Here is a 20,862-nt window from a genome sequence, read left to right as displayed (position 1 = left end):
TGGAACTAAATTATAAAAGTCCAAGCCACCACTAAACGTATAACAAATGAAAAATAGCATTTTAAGCGCACTGGGCATACTATGTATGTTGAGTTCGTGTAGTCTTTTTGAGGCAGATAACTACGAGGCCCCCTCCGTGGAACTGAAGGGCATAGTCGTCGACGCACAAACGGGTGCACCGGTATTGACCGATCAGGGTAGTGAAGGTATCCGCGTTCGATTGACCGAGCTTAGTTGGGGAGATAATGTGGAACACAATCCTGACTTCTATTGCATGGCTGACGGAACATTTCAAAATACAAAACTGTTTAAGGGAAATTATAATATCACCGTTGATGGCCCATTTATTCCTTTAGTACGTACAGACGGAGATGGTAAGGTACTGTCAGACGATAGCAAAAATATGGAGCTGAATGGTTCACATGAAATAAAAATGGAAGTTCACCCCTTTCTTAAAGTGGAATGGGTTGGCGATCCAGTTGTTGAAAATGGAAAGATAAAAGCGAAAGTCAAGGTCACCCGTGCTGTAACTGAACAGCTTTTTCGCGATAAGATCGAGCCACTAGGAAATTATAACGCAGATTTTTTAAATGTTACAGATATACAGCTCTTTGTTAGCTATTCCGCTACGGTTGGATATCGTGCACGAGATGAACGCTGGTCGAGCAAAATCGAATACAATGGCGACAGCTTCAAGACAAAGTTAGGGCAGGTTATTGATATAGTGTCTACTGGCGAAATTCCGAAGGGTCGTACGGTCTTTGTTCGTGCAGCCTCTCGTATCAACTATGATACTCCCCGTGGAACGGGCAATCGTAGGTGGAACTACAACGAAGCCAAACGAGTGGATATCCCATAAGAGAATCAATACACATGTTGAACCGTCCTTTTTAAGGTTTCTTGGATGAAAATGAATCTTAAAAAGGACGGTTCCATTGGGACAATAAAAAAGGAGCCAACCTGATTATTTAAAATAACAATTGCGGCTGCTCAATCAATAACTATTCGTAGGTAAAAAAAAGATAAACTATGGTAAAAACGAATATACTCGCTTTATTGTTGCTGGCAACGTTCACAGCGACCGCTCAAAAAGGAGATCCTGTAAAGACGACCTTTCAGAGCTCCCGAGAATGGCGTCCTACAATTGACAACCGTGCAGATGCTGTCATGATATATGGAACCGGGGGAAATCCTTCCGACAAATCCCGAAAAATTCCGTTTGAAGAACGGGTAAAATCCTGGCGTGATAGGGGATATATTACGCATTTTATGACGGGTATTGCCTGGGGGGAATATCAGGATTATTTTACGGGAAAATGGGATGGGAAAATGCACCTCGATGAGGGACAAGTTGATGTAAAAGGTGATACTATCTGGCATGGTCACATGGTTCCTTATATTGTTCCTACTGAAAATTATTTGAAATACATCAAGGAGATGCATGTCAAACGTGTTATTGATGCGGGGATTGATGCCATTTTCATGGAGGAACCCGAATTCTGGGCAAGGGCAGGTTATAGCGAATCATTTAAGAAGGAATGGAAAAAGTATTACGGTTTTGATTGGCGCCCACAGCACGAATCGCCTGAGAATACCTATTTATCCAATAAATTAAAGTACGCTTTGTACCTCAATGCACTGAATGAAGTCTTTACTTATGCCAAATCTTATGGAAAAACCAAAGGGATGGATGTAAAATGTTATGTGCCCACACACTCGTTGATCAATTATTCACAATGGATGATTGTCAGTCCTGAGGCAAGCTTGGCCTCGCTACCCTGTGTCGATGGATATATCGCACAGGTATGGACGGGGACTTCACGTGAACCTAATTATTTTAATGGTGTGGCGAAAGAACGTGTTTTCGAAACGGCATTTTTAGAGTACGGTGCAATGGAATCTATGACAGCACCGACTGGGCGAAAGATGTTTTTCCTGACGGACCCGATCGAAGATTGGCCTCGTGACTGGGCTGATTACAAGAAAAATTATCAGGCTACTTTCACTGCACAACTTTTGTATCCCAATATTGCAGACTATGAAGTGATGCCCTGGCCTGAACGTATCTATGAAGGATTGTATAAGACAAGTGCCAAGAGTGACCAAAAAGAAAAAATACCACGCCATTATTCGACCCAGATGCAGGTGATGATTAATAGTCTGAATAGCATGCCCAAAACGACCAGTAAAGTGTCCGGATCAACAGGGATCAGCATCCTGCTGGCAAATTCACTGATGTTCCAACGTTTCCCGACACATGCCGGATATGACGATCCACAATTGGCCAACTTTTACGGACTTGCTCTTCCTTTCTTAAAACGTGGTGTTCCCGTTAAAACAGTTCACCTGGAGAATTTAGGGGTTAAGAATGCCCTAGCTGAGACAAAGGTGCTGTTGATGTCTTATTCCAATATGAAACCCTTGGCTCCCGAGGCCCATCAGTATCTTGCGGACTGGGTAAAAAATGGGGGCGTACTTATTTATTGTGCAACGGATCTCGATCCCTTTCAATCCGTACAGGAATGGTGGAACACAAATGGCAACCAATATCAAAGACCATCAGATCATTTATTTGAAAAAATGGGCGTGCGTGGCGGAATGCCAAAGGAGGGACAATATAGCTACGGGAAAGGTACTTTTTATGTTTTGCGTTCAGATCCCAAAGAATTTGTTGTCAAGCCGAACAACAGTCAGAAACTGTTGGACCTGACTAAAAGTCTTTATGAAGCTAAGGGCAAATCCGGGAAACTTCAATTTAAAAACTATTTTACATTGACAAGGGGTATTTATGACCTGATCGCTGTATTGGATGAGAGTGTGAGTAATCAGCCTTATCAGGTTAAGGGAAATTTAATCGATCTTTTTGATCCGGCTCTACCAATTGTTACCTCTAAAAATATCCAGCCAAATGAACAGTGCCTGTTTGTCAATATAGATCATGTTGCAAATAAACAAAAGCCTCAGGTATTGGCATCGGCAAGTCGTATTTACGATGAAAAATCGACTGGCCATCAATACTCATTTACGGCTAAAAGCCCGATCAATACCACCAGCATTTCGCGGATATTATTACCTGGCAAACCAAAGAGTCTCGTCGTTGATAAAAAGGAAGTTTTTGCAGAAGCAAATTGGGATACGAAAACAAAAACCTATCTGCTGGAATTTGAAAATAGTCCCGAGGGTGTATACGTGGATATCAAATGGTAGGATGGTAGATCCCTTAAATTTTAGCATAATGAAGGAAAGGGTATCATCCATATAAAAAATGGATATCAAACAAGATGAGGTAAACTTGGGACAGAATAGGTCTTAGTTGCCTTATTGGATAGCAAAAAACCAGATCCTAGTGAATCTGGTTTTTTTGTGAATAACTGAATTCAGAATGCCCGCCTGAACGTGTTTCAAGACAGGTTCTTTGCGATCTTTTCAATCAGATACCTACAATCCGTCGTTAAATTTTCAGTTTGAAGGTGAGTGCATCTTTAACGCAAATCGCGATTTTAACCGAAGCTACCATCCGAGAAAAATATTATTTCGACTGCGATTCCTGGAATTCCGTCGGGCTGAGTCCAAATTGTTTTTGGAAATTTCTGGAAAAATGCGTCGCCGAACTATAGCCTAACAAATTGGAAATTTCGTAGACTTTATATTGCCGTAAACTAAGTAGTTCTGCCGCTTTTCGTAGCCTGGTCAGATTGATTAGCTCATTTGGCGACAGGCTCGATACCAGATTGATTTTTCGATACAAGGTTGGTCTGCTCATGCAAAGTATATCCGCCATCCGATCGACATTAAATTGCGGGTCATCCAAATGTTGCATAATGATTTCCTCTATCCTGAGTAGGAAATCCTGATCGTTTTGGTTCTGTCCGATTTGCTGGATTTGAGACATCGGATTCTTGATGAAAAATTCCTTGACTTTAATCCTGTTTTTTAGCAAGCTGGCAATTTGTGCCCGTAAAAATGCGGGCGAAAAGGGTTTTTCGATATAGGCATCAGCACCATATTCCAGGCCTTGAATCTTTGATTCTATGCTATTTTTTGCTGTTAATAGAATAACAGGAATATGTGCGTAAGCGATGTTTTCTTTAATTTTTTGGCAGAGTTCATAGCCATCCATTTCGGGCATCATCACGTCGCTGATGATCAAATCAAAGTATTCAGATGCAAGTAGATCCAAGGCCTCATTTCCATTTGTACTTGTGGTGATATGGTAATCCTCATTGAGGTCATCTGCAATAAATTCAAGTAATTCAGCATGGTCATCTACCACTAATAAATTGGCTTTTGCATTCATAATTATTGGTTTGAGTTGTGGTTTAGTGGTAAAGTTAGACGGAATACATTCCATTGAAAATTTTCAACATCATACACTAAACTGCCCTGATGTTTTAAAACCAAAGATCTTGTTAACGCCAAGCCTAAACCACTGCCTGGAATGTTCTTATTTTGTTTTAAGCGATTGAATGGTTCGAAAATTCTTTCCCTTTCCTCCGAAGGAATTAATGCACCGTCGTTTTTCACCGTCAATATAGCAATATTTTTCTGTTTATCCGCCTCTAAATTCACTTCAATGAACTCTGATGAGTATTTTAGAGCATTATTAAACAAGTTATAACAGATCTTATCAAAAGCGTCTGTCGCAACGGAGCCAATGATGTCAGGAGTGATTAAAACCTGCATACTCTTTCCTTGTGCTTGGATAGTGACACCAAAATCGTTGCTGATTTTTTGCACTGTCTGACTAATATTTGCCAGCTCAAAATGTAATTTAAAACCTTCAGTTTCGACCTGTCTAAAATCCAGCAACTCATTACTGAGTGCAATTAGTTTTTCCGTATTGTTCTGCATGGTTGAAAGCAGTTTATCTGTTACTGGGTTGTGTTCGACTTTGTCCATGAGTTTTTCCAAAGGCGCCTTAATCAATGTTAATGGTGTACGTATTTCATGGACTACATCCGTATAAAAATTGATTTTCGCCCGATAGAGCTCCTGTTCCCGAAGATTCTGCACCGTCAGCAAATGTTGGCGGTTACGTTGTTTTATCTTTTCATTAAAATGATAAATAATAAATATAATCAGGCCAATAAGAATGAGCGCATAACAGATGTAGGCTGGTATGCTTGCCCAAATAGGCGGCAGAATAACAATTTTAAGACTTGCAGCAGTGGGGATGACATTTCCATTGGGATCTTCAGCTTTGACAGTAAAAACATAACTTCCCGGTGCGAGTTTAGTGAAATACACCCGTTGATTGCCGGTGATATCGACCCAATTGTTATCAAGACCTTCCATCTTATAGCTGTAATGGACAGAATGGGGGGCCTGATAATGAAGCGCCGCCACATCGAGACTAAACGATGATTCATCATGTTTCAATTGAATCTTATCCGTGAATAAAATGGATTTCGAAAGGATATGCCCATCTGTATACTGATTGATTGCTTTGTTATTGATATAAAGGTTGGTGACATAGATTGGGATCCGGGTATTATAATTGATCTGATTGAGTTTTTTTGGATCGAAACGGATCAAACCATTGATAGTGCCAAAGTAAAAACGACCATAGCCATCATCAAATGCAGAATTGTAATTAAACTGAATGGAAGGTAGACCAGATTCCAGGTTGAAAATCCTTTTTTTCCCATTCGATAAGTGATAACGGACAAGCCCTTTAGAAGTACTTACCCAAAGATTGTTTTGCTGGTCTTCAAGAATGGCCAAGATCACATTACTGGGCATTCCTTCTTTTATACCAATCTTTTCAAAGCCTTCACCTGTGGGGATTTTTTTCGCCATTCCACCTTCTGTTGCTATCCAGATCTGTTTTTTAGAATCTTCAAATAGACTATTGATGCGGTTGTTTGGAAGAGAGCTTGGATTGTCCTTTTGATGCGTATAATGCTTGAGTTCTCCATTATTGGGATTATAACAATACAAGCCATCTCGCCAGGTACCTAACCAGATATTTCCCTGTTTATCTTCAAGCACGGTCGTATAAAACATATATTCCGGAACGCTGCGTATCAAATGAAAGGATTTATTGACGAAATCAAAACGATACAAACCTCGGGTGGAGGCTGCCAAAATTTCTCCCTTCTTAGTTTTATACAGGTAAAAGAGAAAATTACTCTGTAGATCGGGATTCGGCGAACTATTTCGATCGATATGGTAAACAACTTTTTCTTGTATGGGATCGAAAATATCTAAGCCATTGACGAAAGTTCCGACTAATAATTTATTGTCAAAGGGCAGGATTCCATGAATATTATTGTTCGCCAGATTTCCCTTTTTCTCAGAGAAATTTTGAATCTGTCCTGAACTGGGATCTAGTTTCGATAAACCACCATTTTCGGTTCCGATCCAGACCTTGTCTGTCGGGTCTTTGGTAATGATACGTACGACAGAACCTTTTAAGCTACCTGGTTTGTCCTGAGGTAAAAACTTTTCGATAATACTATTGTTCTTGTGATAGTAGTTGACTCCACCAAAGTAAGTACCGATCCAGATTCCTTCATCTTTATCCTGCAGGATATTGTAAACCGCGTTGTCGGAAATACCCCATGGATTTTCCTGTTCTTTTTGAATATTGATAAAGCTCTGGTCAGCAATTTGATAAATAAATAACCCTGATTCGGTCGCAAACCAATATTCAGTATCATTCGGTTGGAGGATATCCCTGACATAAAGAAATTGCCTGAGTCGGTCCGGACCTAGCATAGATTTTAAAGTTTTTTCCTTAAAATCGTAAGTATAAACGCCAGATTTAGAGGTGCCGATCATGAGTTCCCCCTTACGGTTCTCCGTGATTTTTTCTATGCTGAACCAATCTTTTGAACCATATTTTACCTGAAAATCCAATAGGAGTGAGGGTTTATCTGAACTATTGATCTGGAAGATTTTACCCTCTGGAGTACCATAGAAGATGGTTCCATTTTTTGTGCAGCTCACAGCGGTAATATAAAGATCAGATGTGGTAATCTGTTTGATTTCGTTGCTGATCAGATTGTGGTAGTAGAGCATCCCATTGGATATAAACCAGATCCTTTTTCTTTGGTCCGTAATGATAACGGGTACATCTGCATGCTCAAACTGTTTGCTTAATAACTTAAACTGTTCGTCGATGGGATTGTAACAATAGATCCCCTGATCGGTACCAATCCAGATTCTTTTTTTGAAGTCCTCTTTCAGGGAGATGATATTATTGCCTCCTAAACTATTCTTGTCAGAAGCCGAGGCATCAAAATGTTTGAAACTATTTCCATCAAAGCGATTTAAACCATCCTTCGTGCCAAACCAGAGAAACCCATAGCTATCTTGCATACTACAGATCACGGCATTGTTTGAAAGCCCCTCATTAATCTGATAATGGTTGAAGTAATAGGGTTGTGCCTGGATCAGAAAAGGAAACAGCAACAAGAAAGATAGAAAACGGACTGGCTTTAGGTTGATCATGATCATTTGGTTATTGATACAAAATAGCTCAAAATTGAAACAATTTAATCCAAAAAAAAATAAAAAAAATTAGGATTTTAGTATTTGTATTGTAACCAATAAAATTATAAAAAATATAGAAAACAACACATTTGTCATTCAATAAAGATTATAAACCATTAAATCATAACAAATGAAAGGAAAATTGATGTTGCTGGGTATTTCTGGTATACTTAGTTATTGTTGCCTGTCTTGTCAGCAAACGAATAGTTCAAAAACCAGCCCAAACGACACTGTCGCAGCCTTAATGGACACTTCATCATTTAGCACAACGATTGATACGAAAAAAGTCTATTTATACGAATTAACCAATAAGAATGGTGTACAGGCCTATTTTACAAATTATGGCGCACGCCTGGTAGGCCTTTGGGTGCCCGATAACAAGGGGAAATTGCGTGATGTGGTTTTAGGATTCGCGAAGGCAAGTGATTACAATAATCCCAAAGAACCATTTTTTGGAACAATTGTAGGGCCTTTTGGCAATCGGATCGCAAAAGGGAAATTTAAATTGGATGATAAGAGCTATACATTGGCGGTGAATAATGGTCCAAATACATTGCATGGCGGTTTTAAGGGCGTACATTTTGCACATTGGATCTTAAAGAAGGCCGATCAGTCATCCCTTACTTTCGCGTATACATTGCCGGATGGACAGGAAGGGTTTCCGGGTAATATTCGGATGGAAGTTACCTATTCGCTGAATGACAATAATGAATTGATGATTGCTTACCGTGCCGAAACCGATAAAAAAACAGTCATTAACTTAACAAATCACGCTTACTTTAATCTGAATGGTGAGGGGAGTGGTACAATACTGGATCATCAACTTCAATTGTTTGCCAATCAATATACGCCTGTTGACAGTACATTGATACCTACCGGCCAATTGATAGCGGTGAAAGGAACTCCTTTCGATTTTACTGCGCCCAAAGCGATCGGAAAAGATATTAATACAAATGATCAGCAACTCAGTTATGGAAAAGGTTATGACCATAACTTTGTTTTGAACAAAGACAAGGAAGGAGAATGGTATAAAGCCGCACATGTCGTAGGCGATAAGTCAGGTATTGTCATGGATATTTTGACGAATGAACCGGGGATCCAATTCTATAGCGGCAATTTTATGAATGAGCAAGTGCAGTTAAAAAACGGGGAAAAGGATGCATTCCGAACAGCTTTCTGTCTCGAACCACAGCATTTTCCAGATGCACCAAATCAACCCAAGTTTCCAACGACAGTTGTAAGTCCTGGACAAGTCTATCAAACGAAATCCCTGTACCGTTTTTCGGTAAAATAATACATATTAATAATGATTGGTTTTGGAAGTACATCTCGATAGAGATGTGCTTTCTTCTATTGATACAAATAGGCAGTTTTTTGAGAAAAATCAATCATCCAACTCATTGATTAAAGTTTAATTTTGGGTAATCAGTTATAAAACTAATCAAGCCAATAATGACAAAAAAAATAGGCCTATTATCTTATTTAATTGGAATTTGTTTTCTAAGTTCAGCGCAAAACAATACCGTAATCGCTATTGATCAGCTACCGGTTGAAGGGAAGAATTTAAACTATATTAATAACCGTTTACCATTAAAACAGAATGCGCTGCTGAAACTGCCTGTAGGTAGCATTGTTCCTCAAGGTTGGTTAGGAAAGTATTTGGAATTACAGAAGGACGGTCTTACAGGGCACCTGGGAGAAATTAGTGCTTGGTTATCCAAGAAAAATAATGCCTGGTTGAGTACAGATGGGAAAGGGGAATACGGTTGGGAAGAAGTTCCTTATTGGTTAAAAGGTTATGCAAACCTGGGCTATATTCTGAAAGACCCCAAAATAATAGCAGAATCAAAAATATGGTTGGAAGCAGCTATAAAGAGCCAAAGACCGGACGGTTACTTTGGCCCCCTGATCCTGCGCAACAATAAACCGGACTTATGGGGTAATATGATTATGCTTTGGTGCCTGCAGTCCTATTACGAATATAGCGGAGATCAACGTGTTCTGACCTTGATGACCAATTACTTTAAGTGGCAGGCGAATCTACCTGATAGTTTTTTCCTAAAAGATTACTGGGAGAACAGTCGTGGTGGAGACAATTTATTGTCAGTTTATTGGCTTTATAATCGGACGCAAGGGAATGAATGGCTGATGGATTTGGCCGATAAAATCCATCGCAATACAGCAAATTGGCGACAAAAGAATGATTTACCCAATTGGCACAATGTCAATATCGCACAATGTTTCAGGGAACCGGCTACCTACTATCTTAAGAGCCAGTCCGGCGACGACCTCAAGGCGACCTACGCTAATTTTCACTTTGTCCGGCAGGTATTCGGTCAGGTCCCGGGCGGCATGTTTGGTGCAGATGAAAATGCTCGTCCAGGGTATACTGACCCTCGACAGGGCGTCGAAACCTGTGGTATGGTTGAACAGATGGCTTCCAATGAGATTCTGCTGGGGATAACAGGTGATCCTTTTTGGGCGGATCACGCCGAAGATGTGGCCTTCAATACTTATCCAGCGGCGGTAACCGCTGATTTTAAGGCACTACGTTATATCACAAGCCCCAATATGAGCATTAGCGATAGCCACAATCATGCCCCGGGCATTGACAACAATGGCCCATTTTTGATGATGAATCCCTTTAGTTCACGTTGCTGCCAGCACAATCATAGTCAGGGATGGCCGTATTATGCGGAGCATCTCTATATGGCGACTAACGATAATGGTGTTGCCGCGGTATTATACGCTGCATCCAATGCGGATGTTAAGGTCGGAAATAATCAAAAGATTCGAATTCAACAAAGCTCTAATTACCCATTTGAAGAATCTATTCGCTTTGTCATCGGAACAAATGGAAAGACAATTGATTTTCCATTTTACCTGCGGATTCCGGCTTGGACAAAACAGGCACAGATCAAAATTAATGGAAAGACAGAAAATGTAGAATCGGGGGCAAAGTATATTCGGATTGACCGAAAATGGAAAGATGGTGATCAGGTCGAACTTTCGCTGCCGATGTCCATTGTATTGAATACTTGGACAGCGAATAAAAATGCTGTGAGTATTCAACGGGGACCATTGACCTATGCCTTGAAGATCAAAGAGAATTATGTGCAGAAGGACAGCAAAGCTTCAGCTATTGGTGACTCAAAATGGCAGGAAACCGCCGATCCAACCAAATGGCCTTCCTATGAGATCCTTCCAGCAAGTGATTGGAATTATGGTCTTGTTCAAAATCAGTTGACAGCACCGGATCAATTGAAGGTCGTCAAGCGGGATTGGCCAAAAGACGCTTTTCCATTTGAAGCGGATGCAGTACCGATCTCTATTATGGTCAAAGCAAAAAAAGTAGATGGTTGGAAAATAGATGAAAATGGATTGACAGGGGTATTGCCATTGAGTCCTGTAGAAAGTCAGGCGCAAGTGCAGGAGGTGGAGTTGATTCCGATGGGTGCCGCCCGTCTACGTATCGCGGCGTTTCCAACCGTAAAGTAATTAAAGATATAAATGACATAACGATTTTTATGATGAAGAAAACCTTGTTTTTTGCCAGTCTGATGATGGCTGCTCAACTGAATTTTGCGCAGGAGTGGAAACCTGTTGGTTCGCACATTCTGACTCCTTGGGGTGAAAAAGTAACAGCACAAAAGCCTCATCCAGAATACCCAAGACCGCAACTGGTGAGAACCAATAACTGGCAAAATTTAAACGGCTTATGGAAATATGCCATTACCCCAGTAAATACAAAAGAAATTCCGCAGCAGTGGGATGGAAGTATCTTGGTTCCTTATGCCATAGAATCTGCACTTTCTGGAGTAGGGAAGGAAGTTGGCAAGGATAAAGCCCTGTGGTATACCAATACGGTTACTTTGGACAAGTCTGTCAACAAAAATAATGTGTTGCTCCATTTTGGCGCGGTGGACTGGCAATGTGATGTATATGTAAATAATCAATTGGTCGGGAGACATGAAGGTGGTTTCGACCCTTTTACGATGGATGTGACCTCTTATCTCAAGAAAGGAGCTAAGCAAGAGATTGCCCTTCGCGTATGGGACCCTACGGATGATGGACCACAACCTAGAGGGAAGCAGGTTAACCATCCCAATGGTATCTGGTATACACCGGTTACAGGAATATGGCAAACGGTATGGTTAGAGAGTGTACCAAAGTCTTACATTGTGAAAATAAAACAGACACCAAGATTAGATGAAGGTGTGCTTGCCTTCCAGGCCACAGTAGCAGGTAGTCAAGCGGGTGATGAAATTAAAGTTCGCGCATTAAATGGAACGCAAGTGATTAAAGAGCAGGTGGGGCAACCAAATGCAGACTTTGATCTTTCTGTTCCAAATTTGGAAGCCTGGTCACCGAGTAATCCAAAACTTTATGACCTGGAAATTCAGTTACTTCGCAAAGGTAAGGTCATTGATCAGGCAAAAAGCTATTTTGCCATGCGTAAAATTTCAATGGAAAAAGACGAAAATGGGATACAACGCATGCTGTTGAACAACAAGTTTACCTTTCAATATGGACCACTTGATCAGGGCTGGTGGCCTGATGGCTTGCATACGGCTCCTACGGATGAAGCTTTAAAATTTGATGTGATCAAGACAAAAGAAATGGGTTTCAATATGATCCGTAAGCATATTAAAGTTGAACCTGCACGCTGGTATCGCTATTGTGATAGCATTGGTATGCTTGTGTGGCAGGATATGCCAAGCGGTGACCTGGGGGGAAATCATTGGGATATGCAACCTGGAAAAATATCAGGTGGAAATCGGGATAAAGTCCGTTCGCAGGAGTCGGAAGGATACTACAGAAAAGAATGGAAGACCATAATGGACGTGCTGCACAATTACCCGAGCATCGTGATCTGGGTACCTTTTAACGAAGCCTGGGGTCAGTTTAAGACAAAGGAGATTACCGAATGGACAATGGCCAATGATCCTTCCCGATTGGTAAACAGTGCCAGTGGTGGTAATTTTATGGAAACAGGTCATATACTGGATATACACAATTATCCGGATGCAGCCATGCCGGATCCCAAATTATTTGGAGCGAAACAGGTACTCGCACTTGGTGAATTTGGAGGACTGGGACTGCCGATAGATGGTCATTCCTGGCAGCAAAAGGATAACTGGGGATACCAGAGCTTTAAAAATAAAACAGAACTTCTCGAACGATATAAGCAACTGATCCGTGATCTGACGCGACTTATTCCAATGGGATTGTCGGCTGCAGTTTATACACAGACAACAGATGTGGAGGTAGAAACCAACGGTTTAATGACCTATGATCGTAAAGTAGTAAAAATGCCCGAAGCGGAATTAAATACTGCCCATCAGGCCTTATATCAAGCACCAACAAAGTAAATCAGTCAATGCTTAGAATCCATTCATGGAGATTATAGCGGCTTATAAATAGTTTTCCGGATACAATGGGGTGGGTAGTATCGGGATAAAATAAAAATAATAAAATGTTACTGTCAATGTTGCTAAAATATTGGATTGGAATAGCTGTAATCCTGAGCCTGTTGAATTCGTGTGGGAGTTCTTCAGGTTTAGGTGCACAAACTGTACAGACTACGGGGGCGTCCGTAAAGAAGACAAGCTATATAAATCCTGTTTTTGAACCGATACTTGCGGACCCTACGGTGGTACGTAATCCGCAGGATAAATTATTTTATGCTTACGGAACGGCGGACAACTGGGGCGACGGCAAAGGGCAGCGTCTAGTTTCAATTTTGCAGTCAAGAGATCTCGTGCATTGGACCTGGATCGGGGCAGCATTTTCAACCAAACCAAACTGGAAGCCAGCAGGTGGGATTTGGGCACCTGATGTGGTTTTATTGAATGGAAAATACCTGATGTACTATGCATATTCCACCTGGGGAGATCCTAATCCCGGTATTGGAGTGGCAGTAGCGGACAAACCCGAAGGGCCATTTAAAGATCGGGGTAAACTGTTCGATAGTAAATCAATCGATGTACCCAATTCAATAGATCCCTATTTTTTCAGGGAAAAGGACCATAACTACCTCTTCTGGGGAAGTTTTAGCGATGCCGCGACGCAAGGGACTTATGGAGTACCTTTGGATAACGATGGAACGCAAGTACCAGATTTGAATAAGAAATTTAAAGTTGCGGCTGGTGATTTTGAAGCTGTGGTGATCCATAAAAGAAAAGACTATTATTACTTTATCGGCTCAAAGGGATCCTGTTGCGAAGGCGAGAAAAGTACATATCACGTACTTGTAGGGCGTTCGAAAAATTTGAAAGGCCCTTATCTGGATCAGAAAGGCCGTGATTTAGCCCAAAGGGGTAATGGAACCTTATTGCTGAAGGGTAATGATAAATTTGTCGGAACTGGGCATACCTCGCGGATTATAACCGATGATCAGGGCAATGATTGGTTGCTTTATCACGCCATGGACCCAAAACGGCCACGCGTTTCTACAGGGGGTAATCGCCGCATGCTATTATTGGATAGGGTAATCTGGAAAGAAGATTGGCCTACGATTGATGGGGAGACAAGTAGCGTTGTGGAAAAGGTCGCACCTGTCTTTAAATAGTTTTGATTAACATTTTGACGGAAATTGGATTACTACTGCTAAGGGCTATTTTATCTCTACTAGATGAGATGCTTGAGTCACAGCAATTGTTTAGCCCAAATACTTGGCTACAATTAGCTTAAATGCTGGCCCAACCATTGATCAATGAATTGAAAGACATCTTCCCTGCAGTCTTCGTTGAGTATTTCATGACGCATTCCTTCGTACAGTTTTACGGTAACATCGGTCTGTCCTTGCAGGCGTAATTGTGCGGCGGTTTGTTCCACTCCCTTCCCAAAGTCACCAATAGGGTCATCCTGTCCACTAATAAATAATAGCGGTAAATTTTTCGGGATGCGTTTGGTCAGTTCTTTATCTGTCGCGCGTAGCGATAAAGTCAATACGGTATAAAATCCATTGTTCGTAAATAAACCACCACAGAGTGGGTCCTCGATAAAAGCAAGGCGATTCGCTTTGTTGACACTCAGCCAGTTGCTGTTATTTTGATTGGGCTCATTTTTAAATCCGGCATTATTACGCTGATCAAATATGCTGTTAATCAATCGGCTTCGTTTTTTAGGTGCAAAGGAATTGAGAACAGCCAATAGCATACGAAAAGCTGTGGATCCCTTTTGCCGCGCGCCCGTTCCAACGATTATTGCCCCTTTAAAACGATCTCCAGCTTGTTGTAAGGCACAACGGGTAACAAATGATCCCATGGAATGCCCCAAGATAAAATGCGGTTGATCGGGATAGCTTCGTTGCAATACAGTGCTCATTGTTAACGCATCCTGGACAAGTTGTTCCACTGGACTGGATCGTTGGAAATACCCTAATTCACCCGTATTATCGGCCGTTTTCCCATGACCCAACTGATCATAGGTGAGTATAGCAAAACCACGGTCAGTCAGATGATTGGTAAGCATTTGATATCGGCCACTATGTTCCTGCATGCCATGGACAATCAATATTGTCGCGATTGCCTTTTGGTCCACAGGTTCAAATATACGATAGAAGAGTTTATGACCCGGTTTACCTTCAAAAGAACTTGTCGGAAAAAGATTGGACGATACCATATTCATGATGTTGCTTCCTTAGTGTTAAAGTAAACTAAGATAATTTTGTTGGATTTGCAAGTTGGGCTTGTCTGCTTTGGATAAAAAAAAACGAAAGAGGGGCTTAAAGAGCAAATTTAGCCCGTATTAATTTTTTAGTATCAGAATATTTTTTAGATTTGCAATAATTTAGAATTAATTTAAATAAGCAATTGATTCTTCGGCTTAATAATCAGTATTCAACTGAGGTTAGCATAAGACTACACGATATTCACAAATAGATAGCGCGAAATAGCGATTACTTATGATAACTTCATTATCCATAAAAAATACGTTCTAATGAAAAAGACACTTTTAGCAGCTTTACTTTTAGCGGCATCTTATGCCCAGGCACAGACAAATTCATTGATGAATGGTGAGTTTTGGAAAGGTAAACCTACTTTGGCTACCGTTAAGGAAGAGATTACAAAAGGAAATAGTCCTTCACAACCAAATGCGGCATCTTTTGATCCTGTAACGATGGCAATCCTAAATGGAGCCCCGACTGATCTTGTCAAATTCATGATCGAACAAGAAGGAAATAGTGTGACTAAGAAAACACACCATAGTCGAAGTTATTTACATTGGGCTGCTTCAAGTGGGAATGCTGAATTGGTGGACTATCTCATTGCAAAAGGTTCCGATGTGAACTATCAGGATAGCCATGGCTACCCAATCATTGCCTATGCTGCGTCGACAGGAAACACCAATACCGCTGTTTATGACGCTTTGTTTAAAGCAGGAGTAAATCCGAAACAAAAATATGAAGGTGGAGCCACGTTAATGATGCTGGCGGCTTCTGCTGATAGAGATCTTGCATTGACAGATTACTTTATCAAGAAAGGGCTTTCTATACAAGATAAAGATGAGTACGGCCGCGTTGTCACGGATTATGCAGCGAAATTGGGTAACATGCCGTTGGTCGAAAAGTTTATTGCCCGTGGTGTAAAACCGACAAACAATGCACTGTTTTTTGCTACGCAAGGATCCAGACAAGCATCGAATGGACTGGAGACCTATACCTATTTGGTAGAGAAACTAAAATTGGATCCTAAAGCCATTAATAAAGACGGTGCGACTTTATTGCATGCCTTGGTGCGTCGCCCAGATATGACGGTGATCAATTACTTTTTAGAAAAAGGGGTTGATGTTGCAAAAGCAGATAACGAGGGCAATACAGCCCTTATGGTTGCGGCGAATGGCAAGGACGCAAAATTAGTGGAACTGCTGCTTTCCAAAGCGAAGAACGTGAATGCGGTGAATGAAAAAGGTGAATCTGCATTGACCAAAGCAGTGGGTAATGGTACAGCTGAGGTCGCAGCACTCTTAATTAAAAACGGTGCTGATACCAAATTATTGGATAAAGACGGTAATAACTTAGCTGTTTATTGGTTCAATTCTTTTAAAGATGTACCGCAAGGTGGACGGCCACAACAGGGGGGGCAAGCCAATAGTCCACAGGTAGATGATTTTAAAGAAAAATTCGGCGTGCTTAAAGCTGGCGGATTGGATGTTGTCGCACCACAGAAAAATGGTAGTACGCTCTATCATTTGGCTGTTGCCCGGGAAAATGCAAACTTGATCCAGAAAGCCAGTGAATTGGGGGTAGACATCAATGCACAGGATAAAGAAGGAACCACTGCACTACATAAAGCTGCTTTGATTGCCAAAGACGATTCATTATTGAAGAGATTGGTCGCTTTAGGAGCAAAAAAAGAACTGAAAACCGAATTTGATGAAACCGCATACGATTTGGCCAAAGAAAATGACTTTTTGTCAAAAGGAAATGTACAGTTGGACTTTTTAAAATAATAAGATGAATACTATAATTAAAATCGCGCTAATCACACTTTTGTTTTCTGCAGTTTCTGTCAGCACATTTGCCCAAACGGGTAAGTATAAATGTATGATCCAAATGAACGCCTATCAAGGAGAAGGAGCTTATGTCGTTATTTCACTCATAAACCCGAAGGGAGCATACGAAAAAACACTTTCCGTATTGGGACCAGATAAACAATGGTATAACACATTGAAAGAATGGTATAAATTTCAGGCGAAAACCAAAGAAAAGCTGAGTGCAGTGACCGGTGCTTCTGTTGGTGGTGGTGACCGTGCGATGCGTACATTGGAAATTGATGAGTCTAAATTCAACAAAGGGTATAAACTTCGCTTTGAATCCGCTGTAGAAGAACAGAAATATCATACTGCAGATGTAGAAATCCCATTAACAAAAGAAGCTATTACTGAAAAAGCAAATGGTAAGGGATACATTAAGCTTGTCAAATTAAATAAAGTACAATAGGAAAAAATGTTGGTATCTGTTTGGAGGTATGCACATTTAGCCTTAGCTCTTGTTTCTTCTGTTTTTTTACTATTATTATCGGTCACGGGAGTAATTTTGGCAATTGACGCTGTCAATGAAAAAATACCACCCTATCGAATAGAAAATATAGATTCTTTGGATCTTTCGCAGACCATTACCGGTTTGCGAAAGGTTTATCCCGAAATTATTGAAATTTCGGTCGACCACAATCAATTTGTGAGCATTGACGCCATAGATGCTGAGGGAAATACTGTAAAAGGGTATATTGACCCGCAAACCGGCAAATATCTGGGTGCACAAAAGAACAAAACACAGTTTGTTCAATGGACTACAGCACTGCATCGTTCCTTATTCTTAAAGATAACAGGCCGAATCATTATCGGCATCGCTTCTTTTCTACTATTTTTGATTACAATCTCTGGTTTAGTATTGATTATCAAACGTCAACAGGGCGTTCGACATTTCTTTGCCAAGATCAATCGGGATTTCTTCGCACAATATTTTCATGTTGTTTCAGGACGGTTGTTTTTGATACCCATTTTAATTTTGGCTTTGACGGGGACTTATTTATTTATGGTCCGGATTGAACTGTTAAAGAAGACAAACCAAACGGTTGAATATCCAGTGCAGGAAAATGAGACTGAGGAGCTGGCGATAGCAGATTTTTCGATCTTTAAAAAAACGAAGCTTAACGATGTCGTGAAGGTGGAGTTTCCTTTTATGGAAGGAGATCCTGACGAATATTATATCCTCAAACTGAAAGACCGGGAGTTGACAGTAAATCAATTGAATGGTGCCGTACATAAAGAAGTCAAGTATCCCTTTACTGCACTTGCAGAACAATTCTCGCTCGATCTTCACACCGGTAAAACCAATATGATATGGGCTATCATTTTGGGCCTTGCATCACTGAATATTGTGTTTTTTATTTATACGGGTTTTGTCATTACCTTCAAACGTACGCGTACAAAGATTAAGAATAAGTATAAGGCAGCCGATGCCGAAATTGTTATTCTGGTAGGTACTGAAAATGGGAGTACCTTGTTTTTTGCCAATCAGATTCACAAACAGCTGTTGGCTGATGGTAAAAAATCACTTTTGCTTGGCATGAACCACTATCAGTATTTTTCAAAAGCAAAGCATCTTTTGCTGTTTACGTCCACCTATGGTCTAGGAACAGCGCCTTCCAATGCGACTCAGTTTGAGAAAAAGCTATTGGCCTATCCACAGCAGCAGTCGATTAATTTCTCTGTTCTCGGTTTTGGATCGAAAGCGTACCCTGATTTTTGTGCCTATGCGTATGCGATAGACAAGTTGCTCAGTCAGCAAGCATGGGCCTCCCGATTGATAGACCCACATACCGTCAATGACAAAAGTGTTGATGAACTGATTTCATGGGTACATCATTGGAGTGAACATACCAATATTGCCTTAGCTTCTGCTCCAGCGATATACAGCTCCAAAGTTGTTGGATTGAAGAAATTTAAAGTGATTGCCCGATCAACTGTTTCGGAGAGCAACAGTACCTTTACACTTTTATTAAAGCCACTTGGAAAAATGAAAGTACAGTCCGGAGATTTGTTGGCCATCTATCCGGCACAGGATCAACGGGAACGTTTTTATTCCATTGGATGCAAGGATGGAATGGTTCAATTGGTCGTCAAGCTATTTCCTGATGGTTTTGGCTCGGGATTTCTATACCAACTAAAAGCTGATCAGGTTCTGGAAGCGCGTGTCATGGCCAATCCAAGTTTTCATTTTCCCAAGACAGCACCTGCTGTGGCGTTGATTGCAAATGGAACCGGTATTGCACCGTTTTTAGGTATGATTGCGGAAAATCAGCATAAAATACCCGTCAAACTCTATGCAGGCTTCCGCAAGAACAATGAGATCACAGCACAATATCTGGAATTTACCGATGAACAAAAAAAACTGGGACAGCTGAACGATGTACAGCTGGCTTTTTCACGGGAACAGCAGGGGCAGTATGTGATGGATCTGATCCGTCAGGACGGTACGTACTTTGTTGAATTGCTGGAACAGCAGGGCTGTATCTTATTGTGTGGTTCACTTCGTATGCAACAGGATGTCGAAGTAACTTTAAACGAGATACTGCTGGTAAGTACAGGCAAATCGATCAACATCTACAAAGAAAAAGGTCAGATTCTGACAGATTGTTATTAAACAAACAATCTTATGCCATCATTTATTTTGACAATGTGTAATGAATTATTATAAGCAATATCTACTGATTTCAATACTTTGGTTGATAGCCGCCACTAACGGTTTTTCACAGGTAACGCTTAAAAAACAGGTGACCCTCATGGGCTCTGTTTTTGAGATCACCCTAGTTGATCAGGATAGCGTAAAGGCCAACCAGCATATTGTCGAAGTCATCGCAGAGATTGAACATATCGAAAACCTGATTTCGGAGTGGCGTCCATATACACAGATTTCGGAGGTCAACCGCAATGCGGGGATTAAACCTGTTAAAGTTGATCGGGAAGTATTTGACCTGACCAAAAGGGCAATTCAATACAGCCGGAATTCACAAGGAGCCTTTGATATTAGCATTGTCGCTTTAGATAAAATATGGAAGTTTGATGGCAGCATGGATACAATGCCTTCTGAGGATGCGATCAGAAATTCGGTTGCCAAAGTTGGCTATAAACATATTGTTTTGGATAGTGCTGCTTCGACTATTTTCTTGGAACTTCCGGGCATGAAGATTGGCTTTGGCTCGATCGGGAAGGGCTATGCCGCCGATCGGGGAAGGGAGATCATGAAAGCCCGTGGAATCACTGCCGGAATCGTCAATGCTTCCGGGGATCTATCTACCTGGGGTAGCCAACCAAATGGTGAGCCCTGGAAGATTGGGGTGAATAACCCCTTCAAATCGCATCAGATGGTCCAGGTTCTTCGTCTAAATGAAATGGCTGTCGCTACCTCAGGCAGCTATGAAAAATATGCCGAAATCAATGGAAAACGTTATTCCCATATTATTAATCCCATCACCGGATATCCAGCTACGGGACTGACTTCGGTAACAATTTATGGACCGTCGGCAGAAATAGCCAATGCCTTGAGTACTTCCATTATGGTACTGGGTGAAAAAGAAGGGAAGAAAATAATCCGTAATTTCCCAAATTATCGTTTTATCTTTATTACAGACAAAGGAAAGGTTGTCCGGGATAAACGCAAGTAATCCGATTAAACAACAACCTGTATGTTTATGTAACCATCGTGATTTCTTTACACTGGATGAATCGAACGATTGAGCTCATGAATGTCGCTTAAAAAATACAGACGATGAATAAATCTGATAGTTCCATCACAGCTGAAAATAATTTAGAGTAAAAGCTTTGTTGGTTCGTCTATGTAATTATGGACATTGCATA

Annotated in this window: 13 protein-coding genes; 10 read left to right on the top strand and 3 right to left on the bottom strand. The window is 40.9% G+C overall.

Going from position 1 to position 20,862, the window contains the following annotated elements; all coding sequences use genetic code 11:
• Positions 1-46: 46 nt before the first annotated feature.
• Together OGI71_RS11570 and OGI71_RS11565 are read left to right on the top strand one after the other, a co-directional pair.
• A complete protein-coding gene (locus OGI71_RS11570; protein ID WP_282255606.1) occupies positions 47-859 on the top strand; it encodes a DUF3823 domain-containing protein in 813 nt (270 codons plus the stop codon).
• A gap of 170 nt (positions 860-1,029) precedes the next feature.
• The gene (locus OGI71_RS11565) at positions 1,030-3,207 is read left to right on the top strand and encodes a hypothetical protein (RefSeq protein ID WP_282255605.1); all 2,178 of its coding nucleotides are present in this window, start codon (positions 1,030-1,032) and stop codon (positions 3,205-3,207) included.
• Positions 3,208-3,529: 322 nt separating this feature from the next.
• Here the strand turns inward: OGI71_RS11565 and OGI71_RS11560 are convergent, their stop codons facing one another.
• Positions 3,530-4,297: a response regulator gene (locus OGI71_RS11560; RefSeq protein WP_282255604.1), complete on the bottom strand. Its 768-nt coding sequence runs from the start codon at positions 4,295-4,297 to the stop codon at positions 3,530-3,532.
• A 2-nt stretch (positions 4,298-4,299) separates the two neighbouring features.
• On the bottom strand, positions 4,300-7,455 hold the full coding sequence (locus OGI71_RS11555) for a sensor histidine kinase (RefSeq protein WP_282255603.1): 3,156 nt from the start codon (positions 7,453-7,455) through the stop codon (positions 4,300-4,302).
• Positions 7,456-7,627: 172 nt separating this feature from the next.
• On the opposite strand from OGI71_RS11555, the gene OGI71_RS11550 reads away from it, so the two are divergent.
• The 4 genes from OGI71_RS11550 to OGI71_RS11535 all read left to right on the top strand — a co-directional run bounded on the left by OGI71_RS11550 (position 7,628) and on the right by OGI71_RS11535 (position 14,068).
• Entirely contained in the window at positions 7,628-8,791 is a 1,164-nt protein-coding gene (locus tag OGI71_RS11550; protein ID WP_282255602.1) for an aldose epimerase family protein, read from the top strand.
• 158 nt (positions 8,792-8,949) lie between these two features.
• Positions 8,950-10,995: a beta-L-arabinofuranosidase domain-containing protein gene (locus tag OGI71_RS11545; RefSeq protein WP_282255601.1), complete on the top strand. Its 2,046-nt coding sequence runs from the start codon at positions 8,950-8,952 to the stop codon at positions 10,993-10,995.
• Positions 10,996-11,024: 29 nt separating this feature from the next.
• Entirely contained in the window at positions 11,025-12,869 is a 1,845-nt protein-coding gene (locus OGI71_RS11540) for a sugar-binding domain-containing protein (RefSeq protein ID WP_282255600.1), read from the top strand.
• Positions 12,870-12,985: 116 nt separating this feature from the next.
• A complete protein-coding gene (locus OGI71_RS11535; RefSeq protein ID WP_282255599.1) occupies positions 12,986-14,068 on the top strand; it encodes a family 43 glycosylhydrolase in 1,083 nt (360 codons plus the stop codon).
• A 113-nt stretch (positions 14,069-14,181) separates the two neighbouring features.
• Here OGI71_RS11535 and OGI71_RS11530 read toward each other — a convergent pair whose 3' ends face one another.
• On the bottom strand, positions 14,182-15,129 hold the full coding sequence (locus OGI71_RS11530; protein ID WP_282255598.1) for an alpha/beta fold hydrolase: 948 nt from the start codon (positions 15,127-15,129) through the stop codon (positions 14,182-14,184).
• Between the two features lie 312 nt (positions 15,130-15,441).
• Between OGI71_RS11530 and OGI71_RS11525 the strand changes: the two genes are divergently transcribed.
• Genes OGI71_RS11525 through OGI71_RS11510 form a run of 4 tightly spaced genes read left to right on the top strand, consistent with a single transcriptional unit; the run spans position 15,442 to position 20,669 of the window.
• Complete coding sequence (locus OGI71_RS11525; protein WP_282255597.1) at positions 15,442-16,953, top strand: ankyrin repeat domain-containing protein; 1,512 nt, start codon at positions 15,442-15,444, stop codon at positions 16,951-16,953.
• Positions 16,954-16,957: 4 nt separating this feature from the next.
• On the top strand, positions 16,958-17,443 hold the full coding sequence (locus OGI71_RS11520) for a DUF2271 domain-containing protein (protein ID WP_104382750.1): 486 nt from the start codon (positions 16,958-16,960) through the stop codon (positions 17,441-17,443).
• Between the two features lie 6 nt (positions 17,444-17,449).
• Positions 17,450-19,648 carry a PepSY domain-containing protein gene (locus tag OGI71_RS11515; protein WP_282255596.1) on the top strand — a complete coding sequence of 733 codons (2,199 nt, stop codon included), beginning with the start codon at positions 17,450-17,452 and terminating at the stop codon, positions 19,646-19,648.
• A 40-nt stretch (positions 19,649-19,688) separates the two neighbouring features.
• Positions 19,689-20,669, top strand: coding sequence for an FAD:protein FMN transferase (locus tag OGI71_RS11510; protein WP_282255595.1), 981 nt, complete (start codon positions 19,689-19,691; stop codon positions 20,667-20,669).
• Positions 20,670-20,862 lie beyond the last annotated feature (193 nt).

Origin of the sequence: Sphingobacterium sp. ML3W, from assembly GCF_029542085.1 — a bacterium.
Taxonomy (GTDB): domain Bacteria; phylum Bacteroidota; class Bacteroidia; order Sphingobacteriales; family Sphingobacteriaceae; genus Sphingobacterium.
This window is presented reverse-complemented; position numbering and strand designations above follow the sequence as displayed.

Excerpts from the sequence above, each read along its gene's own strand:
- OGI71_RS11510 (WP_282255595.1), top strand. The coding sequence starts at position 19,689 with ATGAATTATTATAAGCAATATCTACTGATTTCAATACTTTGGTTGATA.
- OGI71_RS11545 (WP_282255601.1), top strand. The coding sequence starts at position 8,950 with ATGACAAAAAAAATAGGCCTATTATCTTATTTAATTGGAATTTGTTTT.
- OGI71_RS11525 (WP_282255597.1), top strand. The coding sequence starts at position 15,442 with ATGAAAAAGACACTTTTAGCAGCTTTACTTTTAGCGGCATCTTATGCC.
- OGI71_RS11530 (WP_282255598.1), bottom strand. The coding sequence starts at position 15,129 with ATGAATATGGTATCGTCCAATCTTTTTCCGACAAGTTCTTTTGAAGGT.
- OGI71_RS11550 (WP_282255602.1), top strand. The coding sequence starts at position 7,628 with ATGAAAGGAAAATTGATGTTGCTGGGTATTTCTGGTATACTTAGTTAT.
- OGI71_RS11570 (WP_282255606.1), top strand. The coding sequence starts at position 47 with ATGAAAAATAGCATTTTAAGCGCACTGGGCATACTATGTATGTTGAGT.
- OGI71_RS11555 (WP_282255603.1), bottom strand. The coding sequence starts at position 7,455 with ATGATCAACCTAAAGCCAGTCCGTTTTCTATCTTTCTTGTTGCTGTTT.
- OGI71_RS11565 (WP_282255605.1), top strand. The coding sequence starts at position 1,030 with ATGGTAAAAACGAATATACTCGCTTTATTGTTGCTGGCAACGTTCACA.
- OGI71_RS11535 (WP_282255599.1), top strand. The coding sequence starts at position 12,986 with ATGTTGCTAAAATATTGGATTGGAATAGCTGTAATCCTGAGCCTGTTG.
- OGI71_RS11515 (WP_282255596.1), top strand. The coding sequence starts at position 17,450 with ATGTTGGTATCTGTTTGGAGGTATGCACATTTAGCCTTAGCTCTTGTT.
- OGI71_RS11560 (WP_282255604.1), bottom strand. The coding sequence starts at position 4,297 with ATGAATGCAAAAGCCAATTTATTAGTGGTAGATGACCATGCTGAATTA.
- OGI71_RS11520 (WP_104382750.1), top strand. The coding sequence starts at position 16,958 with ATGAATACTATAATTAAAATCGCGCTAATCACACTTTTGTTTTCTGCA.
- OGI71_RS11540 (WP_282255600.1), top strand. The coding sequence starts at position 11,025 with ATGATGAAGAAAACCTTGTTTTTTGCCAGTCTGATGATGGCTGCTCAA.